General features: G+C 65.7%; 13 protein-coding genes and 1 pseudogene. 10 read left to right on the forward strand and 4 right to left on the reverse strand.

Going from position 1 to position 13,703, the window contains the following annotated elements; genetic code table 11:
* Positions 1-550: 550 nt before the first annotated feature.
* Positions 551-1,459 carry a LysR family transcriptional regulator gene (locus tag DWF00_RS20495; RefSeq protein ID WP_114832423.1) on the reverse strand — a complete coding sequence of 303 codons (909 nt, stop codon included), beginning with the start codon at positions 1,457-1,459 and terminating at the stop codon, positions 551-553.
* Between the two features lie 136 nt (positions 1,460-1,595).
* Between DWF00_RS20495 and DWF00_RS20500 the strand changes: the two genes are divergently transcribed.
* The 7 genes from DWF00_RS20500 (at position 1,596) to DWF00_RS20530 (ending at position 6,701) form a co-directional block, all read left to right on the forward strand.
* Positions 1,596-2,381 carry an SDR family NAD(P)-dependent oxidoreductase gene (locus tag DWF00_RS20500; protein ID WP_245974146.1) on the forward strand — a complete coding sequence of 262 codons (786 nt, stop codon included), beginning with the start codon at positions 1,596-1,598 and terminating at the stop codon, positions 2,379-2,381.
* A 66-nt stretch (positions 2,382-2,447) separates the two neighbouring features.
* A complete protein-coding gene (locus DWF00_RS20505; protein WP_114832424.1) occupies positions 2,448-3,083 on the forward strand; it encodes a glutathione S-transferase family protein in 636 nt (211 codons plus the stop codon).
* Between the two features lie 30 nt (positions 3,084-3,113).
* A complete protein-coding gene (locus tag DWF00_RS20510; protein ID WP_181832892.1) occupies positions 3,114-3,947 on the forward strand; it encodes an alpha/beta fold hydrolase in 834 nt (277 codons plus the stop codon).
* Between the two features lie 79 nt (positions 3,948-4,026).
* Complete coding sequence (locus tag DWF00_RS20515) at positions 4,027-4,773, forward strand: SDR family NAD(P)-dependent oxidoreductase (protein WP_114832426.1); 747 nt, start codon at positions 4,027-4,029, stop codon at positions 4,771-4,773.
* Positions 4,774-4,787: 14 nt separating this feature from the next.
* The gene (locus DWF00_RS20520) at positions 4,788-5,885 is read left to right on the forward strand and encodes an alkene reductase (protein ID WP_114832427.1); all 1,098 of its coding nucleotides are present in this window, start codon (positions 4,788-4,790) and stop codon (positions 5,883-5,885) included.
* A gap of 11 nt (positions 5,886-5,896) precedes the next feature.
* On the forward strand, positions 5,897-6,298 hold the full coding sequence (locus DWF00_RS20525; protein WP_114832439.1) for a nuclear transport factor 2 family protein: 402 nt from the start codon (positions 5,897-5,899) through the stop codon (positions 6,296-6,298).
* A 22-nt stretch (positions 6,299-6,320) separates the two neighbouring features.
* Positions 6,321-6,701: a DUF427 domain-containing protein gene (locus tag DWF00_RS20530; RefSeq protein WP_114832428.1), complete on the forward strand. Its 381-nt coding sequence runs from the start codon at positions 6,321-6,323 to the stop codon at positions 6,699-6,701.
* Between the two features lie 182 nt (positions 6,702-6,883).
* Here the strand turns inward: DWF00_RS20530 and DWF00_RS20535 are convergent, their stop codons facing one another.
* The 3 genes from DWF00_RS20535 to DWF00_RS20545 all read right to left on the reverse strand — a co-directional run bounded on the left by DWF00_RS20535 (position 6,884) and on the right by DWF00_RS20545 (position 9,879).
* Complete coding sequence (locus DWF00_RS20535) at positions 6,884-7,744, reverse strand: class I SAM-dependent methyltransferase (RefSeq protein WP_114832429.1); 861 nt, start codon at positions 7,742-7,744, stop codon at positions 6,884-6,886.
* Between the two features lie 25 nt (positions 7,745-7,769).
* Entirely contained in the window at positions 7,770-8,162 is a 393-nt protein-coding gene (locus DWF00_RS20540; RefSeq protein WP_181832893.1) for a VOC family protein, read from the reverse strand.
* A 73-nt stretch (positions 8,163-8,235) separates the two neighbouring features.
* On the reverse strand, positions 8,236-9,879 hold the full coding sequence (locus DWF00_RS20545) for an alpha-keto acid decarboxylase family protein (RefSeq protein WP_114832431.1): 1,644 nt from the start codon (positions 9,877-9,879) through the stop codon (positions 8,236-8,238).
* A 479-nt stretch (positions 9,880-10,358) separates the two neighbouring features.
* Here DWF00_RS20545 and DWF00_RS20550 point away from each other — a divergent pair, with 479 nt between their 5' ends.
* From DWF00_RS20550 to DWF00_RS20560, 3 genes and pseudogenes are all read left to right on the forward strand, one after another.
* On the forward strand, positions 10,359-11,282 hold the full coding sequence (locus tag DWF00_RS20550; RefSeq protein ID WP_114832432.1) for a LysR substrate-binding domain-containing protein: 924 nt from the start codon (positions 10,359-10,361) through the stop codon (positions 11,280-11,282).
* Between the two features lie 270 nt (positions 11,283-11,552).
* Positions 11,553-12,062 (forward strand): M14 family metallopeptidase, encoded by a 510-nt coding sequence (locus DWF00_RS20555; RefSeq protein ID WP_114832433.1) that lies wholly within the window; start codon positions 11,553-11,555, stop codon positions 12,060-12,062.
* Positions 12,063-12,280: 218 nt separating this feature from the next.
* Positions 12,281-13,703: pseudogene (locus DWF00_RS20560) on the forward strand (hypothetical protein); the annotation flags it as partial.

Here is a 13,703-nt window from a genome sequence, read left to right on the forward strand (position 1 = left end):
CCCAAGATAAGGCTGCATACTGCATTTATGAAATATTCCGCAAACACGATTAGATCTGTTTCTTCAATAAATTACTGTAGTAATTAAAATGTAAGCTCTGATCTGATGTTATGTGATCTAGCTTTATTTGAATTTGAATCTGTTTCGTTTCTGTTGTGATTAAAATCGTGACTGGCTGTCCAACCCTGATTTCCGCTTCGACCCTGGGCCTGATGGCCGGCAACACGGAACAATGCCGGCTGATCGGGGCGGCCGGATTGGCCAAGGAAGCGCACACTGGACGCGCGTGGCGGCGCCGCGAACCTTGCGTCAGCGCGCGAGTCGGCGAGGCGGGCTCGATCGCCTTCGCCCAGCCGGCAATGTCGTTGGAAATCCGGCAGCACAGGGCAGCACCTCGCGCAGATGAACAGGCCTGCGCCCCTGCATGCTTGTCGATGGGTCGGTGGCCGCCGACTCAGTGCGACCGCAATGAAGGAGCACATCATGAGCAGACTCAGGACTGTCCTGGAGCCGCCGCCATGGACTGGACCGGCAGCCTCGAGCCGGCTTCTTATGCGCCGCTTCTGATGCCAGCTGGCCCCGCAGCAATCAGACGGTCGATGCCGGCGAGAAATGTCTTGAGCACGGGAGAGGCGTTGTCTCGGCGATAGCCGACTGCCAGATCGATGGTCGGCGGCTGGCCTTGCAGCGGCCGGCTGACCACCGACCAGGGCAGCAGCGGCTCGACATAGGCCGGCAGCAACGCGACGCCGCGGGTCGACGCGACTAGCGACATGCCCATCGCGAAATTATCGATGTGGTGGCTGGGCGTAAGGATGACATCGTTGCGCTTGAGATAGCTGTCGACGACGTCGCGGAGAACGTGCGGCACATCGGAGAAGCCCACGAATATCTCGTCGGCAAGGTCGCGCGGATCGATCGAGGCCTCTCCAGCGAGGCGATGGTCGCTGGGCAGGATCGCAACGAGAGGCTCGTGCGCCACCACCTGATAAACCACGTCGGGTCTTGGCTCGACGCGTAGAAAGCCGAGATCGACTTCTCCGCTCTGGAGCGCATCGGCGAGGTCGGGCGAATAGAGGCTCGATACCCTGAAATCGATGCCCGGCAACTCTGCCCGCAGAATCTGAGTGACGCGGGGAAGCCAGTCCACCTCCTGCCCTGTCAGGAAGCCCACAGCGAAGCTCGCCTTTGCCGGCCGAGCTGCACGCCTCGCCGCAGCAACAGCCTCCTTAGCCTGCCCGAGCGCCAGCCGCGCGTGGTCCAGAAAGGCTTTTCCGGCCGGGGTCAGATCGATGCCGCGCGCATGCCGCGTGAAGAGCTGTGCCCCGACCTCCTGCTCAAGGTCGCGCAACTGCCGGCTGAGCGATGGCTGGGCGGTATGGAGGCGCTTTTCGGCGGCGACCGTGAGGTTGCCCTCCTCGGCCACGGCGACGAAATAGCGGAGATGGCGCAGCTCCATGCCTTATCCATGCCTCTGAGGTATCGCTCGTCGACATACAAAGTCTTTTTCGTCGCAACGGACAAGGCCTACATCCACACCATCGAAACAAAGACGGCCGGCGAAAGCATGGGAGCGCGAGGAAGCGTTCCAATGAATGGATAGCTGCGGCCCGCCTACACCGATGGAGATACTCGTGGAAAAGCAGGTCATTCTGATTACCGGCGCTTTGACCGGCATAGGCCGTGCCGTCGCAAACGCTGCCGCCCATGCCGGCCACTCGCTCGTCGTCTCAGGGCGAAACACCGAGGCCGGGCAGGCATTGGTCGCCGAATTGAGCACCGCCGGCGCCGAGGCGGAGTTCATCCGCGCCGACGTCCGTCACGAGGAAGACGTGAGGGCACTTGTCGATGCCGCCGTCGCGCGCTTCGGACGCATCGATGCCGCCGTCAACAACGCCGGCACCGAAGGTTCGCCCGGCCCCATCGGTGACCAGACCGCGGAAAGCTACGCCGCGACCTTCGACACCAACGTCCTCGGCACGCTGCTCAGCCTGAAGCACGAGCTGCGGGCGATGCGGACGCAAGGCTTCGGCAGCATCGTCAACATCTCCTCGACCTACGGCCATGAAGGCGCTGCCGGCGCCTCGATCTATGCGGCAAGCAAGCATGCGGTCGAGGGCCTGACCAAGTCCGTCGCGCTCGAGGCGGCACCACACGGTGTCCGCGTCAACGCCGTGGCTCCAGGCCCGACCGACACCGGCATGCTCGATCGCTTCACGGGGTCGAGCGAGCGCAAGGCCTTTCTCGCCAAGACCGTGCCATTGGGTCGTGTCGGCCGGCCCGATGAGCTGGCGGCCGCGATCCTGTTCCTGGCGTCGCCCGCCGCCTCATTCGTGACTGGTCAGATCCTCACCGTCGACGGCGGCAAGACCGCCGGCTGAGGCTGCTGAAACACGCACAGGTCTTCCCGTTACTGACCGGATCACCTTCTCCCGAAAGGAACCACCATGGAAAAGCTCTATCATTCCAGCGGCTCGCCCAATTCGCGGCGCGTGCGCATCTATCTCGCCGAGCGCGGCATCCCGATCGAGCTCGTGCCGGTCGACCTGGCGACGAAGGCGCAGTTCGCCGACGCCTACACCGCGATCAACCCGCGCAACGTCGTGCCGGCCCTCATGCTCGAGGACGGCGCCACGATCGGCGAAGTGCCTGCCATCATCCGCTTCTTCGACGAGGCCCATCCCGACCACCCGCTCGATGGCACCACGCCAAAGGAGAAGGCCCTCATCCAGATGTGGGAGCGCCGGATGGAGCTCGAAGGCTTCGCCGCCGTCATGGAGACGGTGCGAAACGCCGCAGTGGGACTTGCCGGCCGCGCCATTTCCGGCCCGCATGGCTACGAGCAGATTCCGGCACTGGTCGAACGTGGCCGTCTTCGAGTCCGCGACTTCTATGCGGACCTGGAGGAGCGACTGGCGAGCGTCTCCTTCATCGCGGGTGGAGCGCTTTCGGTCGCCGACATCACCGCCGTCGTCACGATCGACTTCGCCACCAAAGCGCTGTCGATGCCCATCCCCGACGGCCATGCGGCCACCAGGCGCTGGTACGACGCGCTCGCCGCGCGCCCGAGCTTCGCCGCCTGAGCAAACGCCACCATCGGAAAGGCGCAGATCATGGCCTATACGCACGACACAGCCCCGACGCAGTTCATCGAGGCCAACGGCATCCGCTTCGCCTATCGTCGCTTCGGCAAGACCGGAGGCGTGCCGCTGGTCTTCAACCAGCATTTCACCGGGACGATGGATTATTGGGATCCTGCGGTGACCGACGGTCTCGCCGGCAATCGCGAAGTCATCCTGTTCAACAACGCAGGCGTGGCCAACTCGTCAGGCAAGACGCCGCCGAGCTTCCAGGAGATGGGCGCGATCGCGATCGCGTTCATCCGGGCGTTGGGCCTGGAGCAGGTCGACGTGCTCGGCTTCTCGATCGGCGGTTTCGTCGCGCAGGAGATCACCCTCCAGGCGCCGGAACTCGTCCGCCGGCTGATCCTGGTCGGCACCGGCACGCGCGGCGCCGACATGTCGGCGAGCCAGTCCAGAGCGATCTTCTCGGCGAGCTATGATCCTCCCGAGCATCTCTGGCTCGCGGTCCATTTCTCGCCCTCGGCTGCGAGCCAGGCTGCCGGCCTCGCCTTCATCGAACGCAAGCTGCGCCGCCGTGACCGCGACCCTGAGGCCAGCGCGCGGACCGTGAATGCCCAACTCGAAGCGATCGGAACGTACACCGCACCAAGCGATGGCGCGCTCGACTACCTGCGGACGATCCGGCAACCGGTGCTGGTCGTGCAGGGCAGCAACGACGTCATTATCCCGACCGTGCACTCCTACACGCTGCAGCAGCATCTGCCGAACGCGCAGTTGATCATCTACCCGGATTCCAACCACGGCTCGTTCTACCAGTATCCCGAGCTGTTCGTGGCGCACGCGACGCTGTTCCTGGACGCCTGACCCTCTTCCCCACTGTTTCGGCACTCCCTTCGCGGCGGCGTCGCGAGGGTGAGCCACGCGCATCCCAAGGAGATCCAAAATGTCACCCTGTCTTGGCAAAACTGCGCTCGTCACTGGCGCCTCGCGCGGCATCGGCCGCGCCACGGCCCTCGCGCTCGCCAGCGCCGGTGCACAAGTGCTGGTCCATTATGGTCGCGGCGCTGCCGAGGCCCAGGCCGTCGTCGAGGAAATCCGCGCCAAAGGCGGACGCGCCGAAGCGGTAGGCGCCGACCTCTCGGTGAGCGACGGTGCCCACGAGCTCGCGCGGACGGTGCGCGCCATCGTCGGCGACCGCCTCGACATCCTCGTCGCAAATGCCGGCGCGGCGAAGGCGGTCAGCATCGAGGATACGAGCCTGGACGATTTCGACACGCTCTTTGCGGTCAACGTCCGCGCTCCCTTCTTTCTCGTCCAGCAGTTGCTTCCCATCCTCGGCGAGGGATCGAGCATCGTCTTCACCTCGTCGCTCGCAGCTCGCGCGGCGGTCGGCACGCTGCCGGCCTATGCCGCCACGAAGGGCGCGATTTCCACGCTGGTCGTCCATTTCGCAGCCGCGCTCGGATCGCGCGGGATCCGGGTGAACGCCGTCGCACCTGGCGTGGTCGCGACCGAGATGTCGAGCTTCACCAAGACGGACGCCGGACGCGACTACACGCTCGGCATGCAGGCGCTGAAGCGGCTCGCGGAACCCGAGGATATCGCCGGGGCCATCGCCTTCCTCGCCTCTCCGGAAGCGCGCTGGATCACCGGCGAGGTTCTCCGGGTCGATGGCGGCTCAAAGCTCTGATCGGAGGCCACGCAATGAAGCTCTTCTCACCGATCCGCGTCGGCGCGATCGACCTCGGCCACCGCGTCGTGCATGCGCCCACCACCCGACCGCGGGCGCTCTCCGACGAGAGCCCAAGCCCGATGATGGTGGAATATTATCGCCAGCGCGCTTCAACCGGCGGGCTGTTCATCACCGAAAGCGCGCACCCCTCGCATGACAGTCGCGGCTATATCGGCGCGCCCGGCATCTACACTGATGCGCATGTCGCCGGGTGGCGCGAGATCACCGACGCAGTGCATGCAAGAGGCGGCCGCATCGTGATGCAGATCGCTCATGATGGCCGCCAGAGCCACGTCGATCTGAGCAACGGTGCTTCACCCGTCGCCCCTTCCGTTGTCCCCTTCGAGGGACAGGCCTTCACCCAGAATGGCTGGGTGGCGGTCTCGCCGCATCGCGCGCTCGACATCGCGGAAATCCCGGCTCTGGTGGAGAGCTTCCGACGTGGCGCCGAGCGGGCGCGCGAAGCCGGCTTCGACGGCATCGAACTGCACAACGCCAATGGCTATCTCGCGGACACATTCCTTCAGGACGGCACCAACAGACGCACTGACGCCTATGGCGGCTCGATCGAGAACAGGATGCGCTTCCCGATCGAACTCACCGAGGCGCTCGTCTCGGTCTTCGGCGCGGATCGCGTCGGCGTCAGGATTTCTCCGAGCGGCACCTGGGGCGCGATCTCGGACAGCGACGCGCAGGCGACCTTCGGGGCCTTTGCAGAACGGCTCAACAAGTATGGCCTCGCCTATCTCCATATCATCGAACCGCGGGTGAGCGGCGTCGAGACGATCCATGAAAGGCAGGCGCCTGTCGCCTCGGCCTTCCTGCGCGAGATTTTCAAGGGGCCGATCATCGCAGCCGGAGGCTTCGATCGTGCGGGGGCGGAAGCGATCATCGCGCACGGCGATGCCGATCTCGTCGCGTTCGGCCGGTTCTTTACGTCAAACCCCGACCTTCCGGAACGTCTGCGCCACAACCTGCCGCTGACGCATTATGTGCGCGATGCATTCTGGGGCGGCGATGAGCGCAACTACATCGACTTCGCGCGTTACGACGCGTCTTCGGCGGCCTGAGGAGATCGATGATGACGTTATCTCTGCAAGGCGCCAACAAGGTGTTGGTGCTTGAAGCGTTCGACACGCTGTTCAACCGACGCGACTATGCTGCCGCCCAGCGTTTCTGGTCGCATGAGTATATCCAGCACAGCGCGCATATCGCCCCGGGCCGCGAGGGACTGTTCGAGCTGATCCGAGCAGCGCCCGACACCCTGCGCTACGAGCACGGCCTTATCGTCGCCGAAGGCGAGCACGTAATGGTGCATGGCCGGTTCTCGGGAACCGGCCGGCCTGCGCCCTGGATCGCGGTCGACATCCTGCGGATTGCGGACGGAAGGCTGGCAGAGCACTGGGACGTCTTGCAGGATGAGGCGACCGTCGCCAACTCGGTCAGCGGCCGGCCCATGTTCGGTACCCACTTCCCCGACTGATCGGCCCTACAAGGAAACACCCATGTCCTCCAGAACCATCAAGATTCCTGGCCCTGAGCACCCGATAACCATCGCGCGCAACCAGCGTCGCGTTGTCGTGAGCGTCGCGGGGCAGGTCATCGCCGATTCCGCCGATGCCCTCACGCTACGCGAGGCAACATATCCCGCCGTCCACTACATCCCGCGCAAGGATGTCGACATGAGCGCGCTCGCCCGATCGGAAACCAAGACATACTGCCCCTACAAGGGCGAGGCGTCTTATTTCAGCATCCCGGTCGGTGGAGAACGGTCCGTCGATGCGATCTGGACTTACGAGACGCCATATGATGCCGTGACCCAGATCAAGGACCACGTCGCGTTCTACCCTGATCGGGTCGACGCGATCGAAGAACGCTCCGTCTGAGCCACGGATACGCAACGCACCGATCGCGCCAAGAGCGGAAGTACGGTCCCCGCCCAGAAGCAGACCTTCGCCGCATATCCGCGGGAGGATCAGAACCGACTCAACTATTCCTCAACCCACATTGAGGGAAAGGCAGCGGGATTGAACCTGCCCTGCTGTTCGGGGCCGATGCATAGTCCGCGCTACGCAGCGCCGATCCGGCCGCTGACCAAATGGATCGGCCCGGTCGGTTCGAGCCCATCGTCGCGTCCGGCAAAATAGCGAGCGGCCATCGCCGAGCTGTCCAGGTCCTCGGTTTTCCCGAAGCCCGCGGACCGAAGCGTGGCAGCCAGCGCTGCGGGCTCGAAATAGCTCTTCCACGGCTCGCCGCCGGCGCCGACCTGCTGGCGCAAAGATGAGAAGCCGGGCCGCTCCTCTTCGCTGTAGTGCTGAGCCGGCTCGAAATAGTCGAACGCGAGCTCGCCGCCGGAGGCGAGCGTGCCGAGGTAGCGGAGCGTCCCGAGCACGGTTTCGGGCGCCAGATAATAGACCACGCCGAGCCAGGAGAAGAACGTCGGCCGGGAGAGGTCGAGGCCGCCCGCGCGCAGCCCGTCGGCCAGCGACGTGGTGTCGAAGTCGATGGGTACGAAGGAGACCGAGGACGGTACGGCAATCGCGGCGGAAGCCAGCATCTGCCGCTTCCACGCCTGCGTCGCCGGGTGATCGACCTCGAAAATCCCGACATCCGCGGGCAGGACGTCTCGATAGGCGAGCGTATCGAGACCCGCGCCGAGCAGGACCACTTGGCGAAGCCCACGAGCGACGGCGGCCCTGATCAGGTCCTCGCAGAACCGGCCGCGCGCCACCACGGCCGCGCGGAACGCCAGGGCGAAGGGCGTCCGGCTTTCGGCCGGTGCGGCCGAGCGTAGCGTCGCTTCTTCCGCCTCCCCCAGAATCCTCAGGGCAAGCGGGTCCTCGAACACGAGCGGCACATCGAAAAGCTGGTGCGCGGCCCGCTGCACGGCCACGCGCCGCGCGGTGTTGCTGGCTTCTCCCTCACGCATCGGAACTCTCCCCTACCCGGTGCATTCACGTCATCTTGAAACCATTTTCGACGAAGCCCGCCAGTCCCAGCATACGGTCGCCGACCTGCACGTTGAGACCGTCCGGATCGCGGATGTGGAAGCTGTCGGAATCCTGATGCGGATCGAGCCCTTCCGCCTTCAGCCGTGCCTCGAGTTCCGCCTCGACATAACCGTCGATGCCGAACATGAAATGGGAGATGGTGCCCGGGTTCGGATCAGGGCGAAGCACGAGCATGGTTTGCCCGAAGCCGAGGAGGACGCTGCCCTCGCTCTCCTGGATAACCTTCAGGCCGAACATCCGGCAGTACCACTCCTTGGAGCGCTGCAGGTCCGAGACCGAAATGGCGATGTGATTGACCGTCTGCGCCTGGCAGACGGAGGCCGTCTTCTGCGTCATTGCAAACTCCTGCTGCGGGATTGTCGGCCGACAGTCGCACCGGCTTTCATCGCATGTCGCCGCACGGGCCCGCTCACGCGGCGTAAAGCGACTCGATGCTGTCGTGCAGCTTGATGGCCAGCTTTGAGGCCGCGTAGGTGTCGGTGACCACCTCGATATAGACGCCGCCGGAGGCATTTTCGGCCTCGGCCAGGGCCGCGTCGAGCTCGGCGCAGGTGGTGACGCGGGCGGTGAACCAGCCGTCGCAGCCGAGCGCATGCGGCAGTTCGGTGTAGCGCCAGGGCGCCAGGTCGTTATAGGCGATCGCCGGATCCTTGCAGAGCAGCCGCTCGATCAGGTAGCCGTTATTGTTGAGCACGAAGATGATCGGCTTCAGGCCGAGCCGGCCGAATTGGCCGATCTCCTGCGCGGTGAGCTGATGCGAGCCCTCGCCGGTGACCAGGATGGTCCGGCGCCCTGGCGCAGCGGCTGCGGCCCCGACGGCGGCGGGCGTCGCCCAGCCGATCGAGCCCCAGAGCGTCTGGTTGTGGAAGGTCGCTCCCGCCGGGAGATGCGCGAAGCCGAGCCCCATCGAGGCGGTGCCGGTTTCGGCGACGAGGGTATCGCCGGGCTTCAGGAAGCTCTCCCAGCGTGGATAGAGCGCTTCGGCCGTAATCGGATCGCTGCCACCGCCCGGTCGCTCGCCGGTCGGCGCCGCCGGAATCGTCTTCCAGCGGCGCTTGGCCAGCTTTCCCGCCAGGGCGACGAGCACGTCGCCCAGCTCGACATTGGCGAAGGTCTTGCCTCCGACACGGACGTGGTGGTGGCCGATGCCGATGGTCCGGCCGGGATCGAGCCGCGCGGTGAAGGCACCGGTGTTGAAGTCGGATGCCAAGGTGCCGATCGCCAGCACCTGGTCGCAGCCCTCGACGAAATCGCGCACCTCTTCGGTCATGATCGCGCCGTCATACATGCCGACATAGGCGGCTTGACGCTCGTCGAGCGCCGACTTGTCCATGAACATCGTGGCGAAGGGCAGGCCCGAGCGGTCGATCATCGCCTGCATCGCGTCGCGCAGGCCGCAGCGCGCGATCAGGATGCCGGGCAGCACGCAGGCCGACCCGGCCTGGTCGAGCGCCGAGGCGATGGCGTTCGTCGCCTCGTCCAGGGTGTTCGCGTCGCTGGTCGGCATGGCGATCGGCTCGGCCCTGCCCTGCACGGGCTGGTTGGCGCAATCGGCCGGGAAGGCCATGTAGACCGGCCGGCGATGGAACAGCGCGGCATGGATCAGCCGCTCCGTCTCGAAGGCAACGTTCTGCGGCGTCATCACGGCATGGGCGCAGACGACCGGCTCGCTCATGCGGCGGAAGAGATCGAAGTCGCCGGTGCCGAGCGTATGATGCATCGCCGCACGCGATTTCTGCACCGACAGGCTGGGCGTGCCGACGAGGTGGAAGATCGGCAGGTGCTCGGCATAGGCGCCGGCGACGCCGTTGATGGCGCTGAGCTCGCCGACGCCATAGGTCGTGGAGAGCGCGGCCATGCCCTTGACGCGGGCATAGCCGTCGGCGGCATAAGCGGCGTTGAGTTCGTTGGTGCAGCCGATCCAGCGCATCGCCTTGTCGTTGCAGACGGCGTCGTTGACGGGGAAGGCGTAGTCGCCGGGGACGCCGAAGACGTCGGCGATACCGATCGCCTTGAGGCGTTCCAGCACATGCTCGATCACGGTGAGGGTCATTGCGCGGTCTCCGATGCAATGGGGGCGAAGGTCATGAAGCGAGGTCGTCGAAGCCGGATGACCGGCAAGCGTCCACGCAGTGCAGAAGCTGCGCCTCGATGATGAGGTCGTGCATGGTCGCGTTGCCTTTTCAGATCTTCGGAAATCCGGAAGCGGCGGCATTTCGGCCGGGCGTGACAGCGCTCGAGCACCGGCAATTCGCTGGGTTGCTCGACAATCTTGGCTGCATTGCTTGCACGCCGTTTAGTGATTTTCCCAGCCGAAGAATAATACCGAATAGCGATGGGGCCATTTCATTTCACGATGACCGGGCAACGCGGACATTCGCGTCTTGAGGGCCGGGATGGAGCAAGCGCTCGAAATCAATCGTGCGAAGCAACTCGTTCGCGTGAAAGCGGTGCTGCGAAGTTGATCCGTTTCGGCGATAGTCGGGCTACGGGCCTGACGCTTGGACAGTCGCGACGAAACGGGTTGGCTTCATGAACTTTCGCCAGTTCCAGTATTTCATCGGCGTCGTGGACGCGGGCAGCTTCTCGCGCGCCGCGCTGTCGCTGCACGTGGCGCAGCCGGCCTTGAGCCTGCAGATCGCGAACCTGGAAGAGGAACTCGGGACACCCCTGCTCGTTCGCAGCCAGCGCGGCGTGCAGACGACGCGCGCAGGCAATATCTTCTACCAGAGCGCGCGCGCCGTTCTCAACGAGATCAATCAGTTGCGCCAGACCATCGAAGCAGGTGAAGGGCTCGCGGGCGATGTGTCGCTGGGTTTGACGACCAGCTTCTCCGGCTTTTTCGCGGGCCCGATTGCTGCCGCAACGCTGGGACGCCATCCCAATATCAGGATCAGGATCTTCGACAGCCCCACTCATCTGCACGAGCAAAGCCTCCTGCGCGGCAATATCGACATCGCTCTCTTGCCGGAGGATGCGGAGGTCGTCGGGGTCCAGCGCGAGCCTCTCTATCGTCAGCTCCTGTTCTTCGTAGAGCGTAGGACGGCTGAGGTGCCTGCCGCTGGGGAAATCCGGCTCCAGGACCTTGTCGGCAGGCGCCTTGTGCTGCCGACGGATCCGAACCCGACGCGCACCGTGGTCGAGAGGGCCTTTCTGACGCTGGGAGCCAAGCCCATGGTGGCGGCCGAGGCGAACTCGATGGCGACGTTGCTGTCCCTGGTCGAGGCTGGGGTCGGCGGAGCGATCGTGGCCTGGGGCGGGCAGGACAGTCAGAAATTCCGCTGGTCGAAGATCGTCGATCCCGAGATCCACCATGACGTGTCGCTTTGCAGCGCGCGCCATCTGCCGCACAGCGAGTGCTCCGCGGCGGTTCAATCGATCGTGTCCGAGATCGTGATGGAGACGATCCAGTCCCCGGCCTGGCGCGGCGGCATCGTGCTGCCGCAGCGGCCATAGTGAAACAACATGGCCATATTGGAATTCAATATTATCGGCCCATAGGATAAATCGGCAACATCTCGGGAGATGCAGCGGTCTGGCCAGGACACCTGCCCGTCATTCCGAGATGTCGATGTCCTCCACCAGCTTTCCCGACCGCCTTGGGCGGAAGAATACGTTCTATTGCTCGACGGGCGTGTCGACTGAGCGGTCTCGCGTCCGGCCCCCGAGCGGCGGACCATCGCTCGCCAGTTGCATGACGACCTCCGGCAGCGACGCGAGGCTCTGATGGCCCAGCGCTCGCTCATCTCGTCATTCGTATCCTTTGACGGCGAGGGGGTGCGCCGCGGCTATCTGGGGGTGCCCCACTCGGTCCAAGAGTCCGCCTACGGTCACATCGCTATCCCGATCGCGGTCGCCAAGCGGGGCGATGGGCCGACATTGCTGCTCACGGGCGGCGTCCACGGCGACGAATACGAGGGCCCGCTCGTCCTCTACAGGCTGATGCGCGCGCTGGCAGAACTCGACCCCTCCGGGCGGGGCATCATTCTGCCTTCGGTCAATCATCCCGCCTTCCTCGCTGCCTCGCGCGTGTCGCCGATCGATCAGATCGACCTCAACCGCTGCTTTCCCGGCAGCCGCGACGGCACGGCGACGCAGGCTATCGCCCATTACGTCGCGGCCGTTCTGCTGCCGCTGATCAGCATCGCCGCGCTCTCATGGTCGCGGTCTCGCGTCGCGGCGCCACCACGATCCGTCCGTGCAGGTGCGCAAATGTCGAGCGGGGGTCCGAACTGACGAGCAAGAGCCAAGCCCGACGGTAAGCCTGGCCTGTCTCACGGACCTGCCCGCCGGTGCCGGATTGGCGCTGGCGACGCGTTGTCAGTTTCAGCCCGCAGAATGTCGATTCTGCCGAGCGGCAAGACGCAGCGTCATGGCTATCCGTTTCAGAGGCAGCCCGCCTGCCGAACGTTCCGTCCATTCCGCAACGACGCACCTGATCGAGGAGCTGACCCGTGTCCAGATCGCATCCCATTCGCATCGCGAACCCCATGCCGCAGCCCGGCGTGCCGGTCAGGCGCGTCCGTCTTCGCTATGCCCTGCTCAGCTCGCTTGCCGGGCTGGCGCTACTTTCGCCCGGCGCGTCCGCCCAGACCTCGTTTCCGCTGGATCTCTCGGGTGGCCCGGTTGGGCCGGGTACCGGTAATGATGGCTCGTCTCACAAGAACGGTAATCCGGGCCCGACCGGATCGGCCGGAGGTTCGTTCGATCAGACAGTCGCTGGACCTGGTGTGGCCGGCGCGGTCTCGATCACCTCCAACGGCGGCGGCGGCGGAACCGGAGCGGACGGCGAGGGCTCGCAGGGTAGCTGGTCGAACGGCGGCAATGGCGGGACCGGCGGCGTCGGCGGCGCGTTGAATCTCAGCCTTACCGGAACTCTCTCCGGAACGATCCCGGCCGGTGCGAGCCTCGTCACCTTGCAAGCTCGCGGCGGCGATGGCGGCCAGGGCGGCAACAAGAACAACACGGGCCGCTATGGCTATCCGGGAACCGGGGGCCAGGGCGGAGCGCTTGCCTTCTCGCTGCTCCCCGGCAGCCTGATCACGAGCAGTTCGGGCGGCCCCGCGGTGGTGATGAGCAGTATTGGCGGGAACGGGCTCGCCGCGGGCGACGCGCAGACTGCCTGGGACACTGCCCAGGGCGTCACCGGCGGCTCGGGCGGAGCGGGCGGAACCGGCGCGGTCGCGCTGTCGGGCGCGATCACCTCGACGGGGTCCGGCGTGGTCGTCCTCAGCCAGGGCGGCGATGCCGGCGACGGCGGCGTCTCGACCGGGCCCGGCAACGCCATCGGCGGCAATGGCGGAGCGGGCGGCAATGGCGGCACGATCGCCGTGACGCTGTACGACGGCTCGACGATCTCGGCCAAGGGCGCTGCAAGCGAGGCGACGGGCCAGACGGTCACGCTGGATCAGAACGCCCCGGCCACGCTCTCGATCCTGACCGCGGGCGTGCTGGCGCAGAGCGTCGGCGGCGTCGGTGGTCAGGGCAACTATGCCAACGGCAATATCGAGGCGAATGCCGGTAGTGGCGGCGCGGCCGGCGCCGGCGGCAGCGTGACGCTGACGAGCAATGGCGGGTCGGTCGCCATGAGCGGCTATTCCTCCGCCGGGTTGATGGCGCAGAGCATTGGCGGCGCGGCCGGCAACGGCTCGACGGCCGGCGCGCTGTTCCGCGCCCGCGGCGGCGCGGGTGGCGCGGGCGGCAATGCCGGCACCGTCGCCATCACCACCAACGACAACGCCGCCGGCACGTCCTCGATCGTCACCACCGGTGCCTTCTCCGACGGCGTCCTGGCGCAGAGCATCGGGGGCGGCGGCGGCGCTGGCGGCTCGGTCAGCGTCGGCGGCATCCTCGCGAGCGTCGCAATCGGCGGCAATG

This window comes from Allobosea caraganae (assembly GCF_003351345.1).
GTDB lineage: Bacteria > Pseudomonadota > Alphaproteobacteria > Rhizobiales > Beijerinckiaceae > Allobosea > Allobosea caraganae.

Coding starts and splice junctions, on each gene's coding strand:
- DWF00_RS20540 (WP_181832893.1), bottom strand. CDS start 8,162: ATGACGCAGAAGACGGCCTCCGTCTGCCAGGCGCAGACGGTCAATCAC.
- DWF00_RS20555 (WP_114832433.1), top strand. CDS start 11,553: ATGGCCCAGCGCTCGCTCATCTCGTCATTCGTATCCTTTGACGGCGAG.
- DWF00_RS20520 (WP_114832427.1), top strand. CDS start 4,788: ATGAAGCTCTTCTCACCGATCCGCGTCGGCGCGATCGACCTCGGCCAC.
- DWF00_RS20550 (WP_114832432.1), top strand. CDS start 10,359: ATGAACTTTCGCCAGTTCCAGTATTTCATCGGCGTCGTGGACGCGGGC.
- DWF00_RS20535 (WP_114832429.1), bottom strand. CDS start 7,744: ATGCGTGAGGGAGAAGCCAGCAACACCGCGCGGCGCGTGGCCGTGCAG.
- DWF00_RS20495 (WP_114832423.1), bottom strand. CDS start 1,459: ATGGAGCTGCGCCATCTCCGCTATTTCGTCGCCGTGGCCGAGGAGGGC.
- DWF00_RS20510 (WP_181832892.1), top strand. CDS start 3,114: ATGGCCTATACGCACGACACAGCCCCGACGCAGTTCATCGAGGCCAAC.
- DWF00_RS20515 (WP_114832426.1), top strand. CDS start 4,027: ATGTCACCCTGTCTTGGCAAAACTGCGCTCGTCACTGGCGCCTCGCGC.
- DWF00_RS20500 (WP_245974146.1), top strand. CDS start 1,596: ATGGATAGCTGCGGCCCGCCTACACCGATGGAGATACTCGTGGAAAAG.
- DWF00_RS20525 (WP_114832439.1), top strand. CDS start 5,897: ATGACGTTATCTCTGCAAGGCGCCAACAAGGTGTTGGTGCTTGAAGCG.
- DWF00_RS20545 (WP_114832431.1), bottom strand. CDS start 9,879: ATGACCCTCACCGTGATCGAGCATGTGCTGGAACGCCTCAAGGCGATC.
- DWF00_RS20530 (WP_114832428.1), top strand. CDS start 6,321: ATGTCCTCCAGAACCATCAAGATTCCTGGCCCTGAGCACCCGATAACC.
- DWF00_RS20505 (WP_114832424.1), top strand. CDS start 2,448: ATGGAAAAGCTCTATCATTCCAGCGGCTCGCCCAATTCGCGGCGCGTG.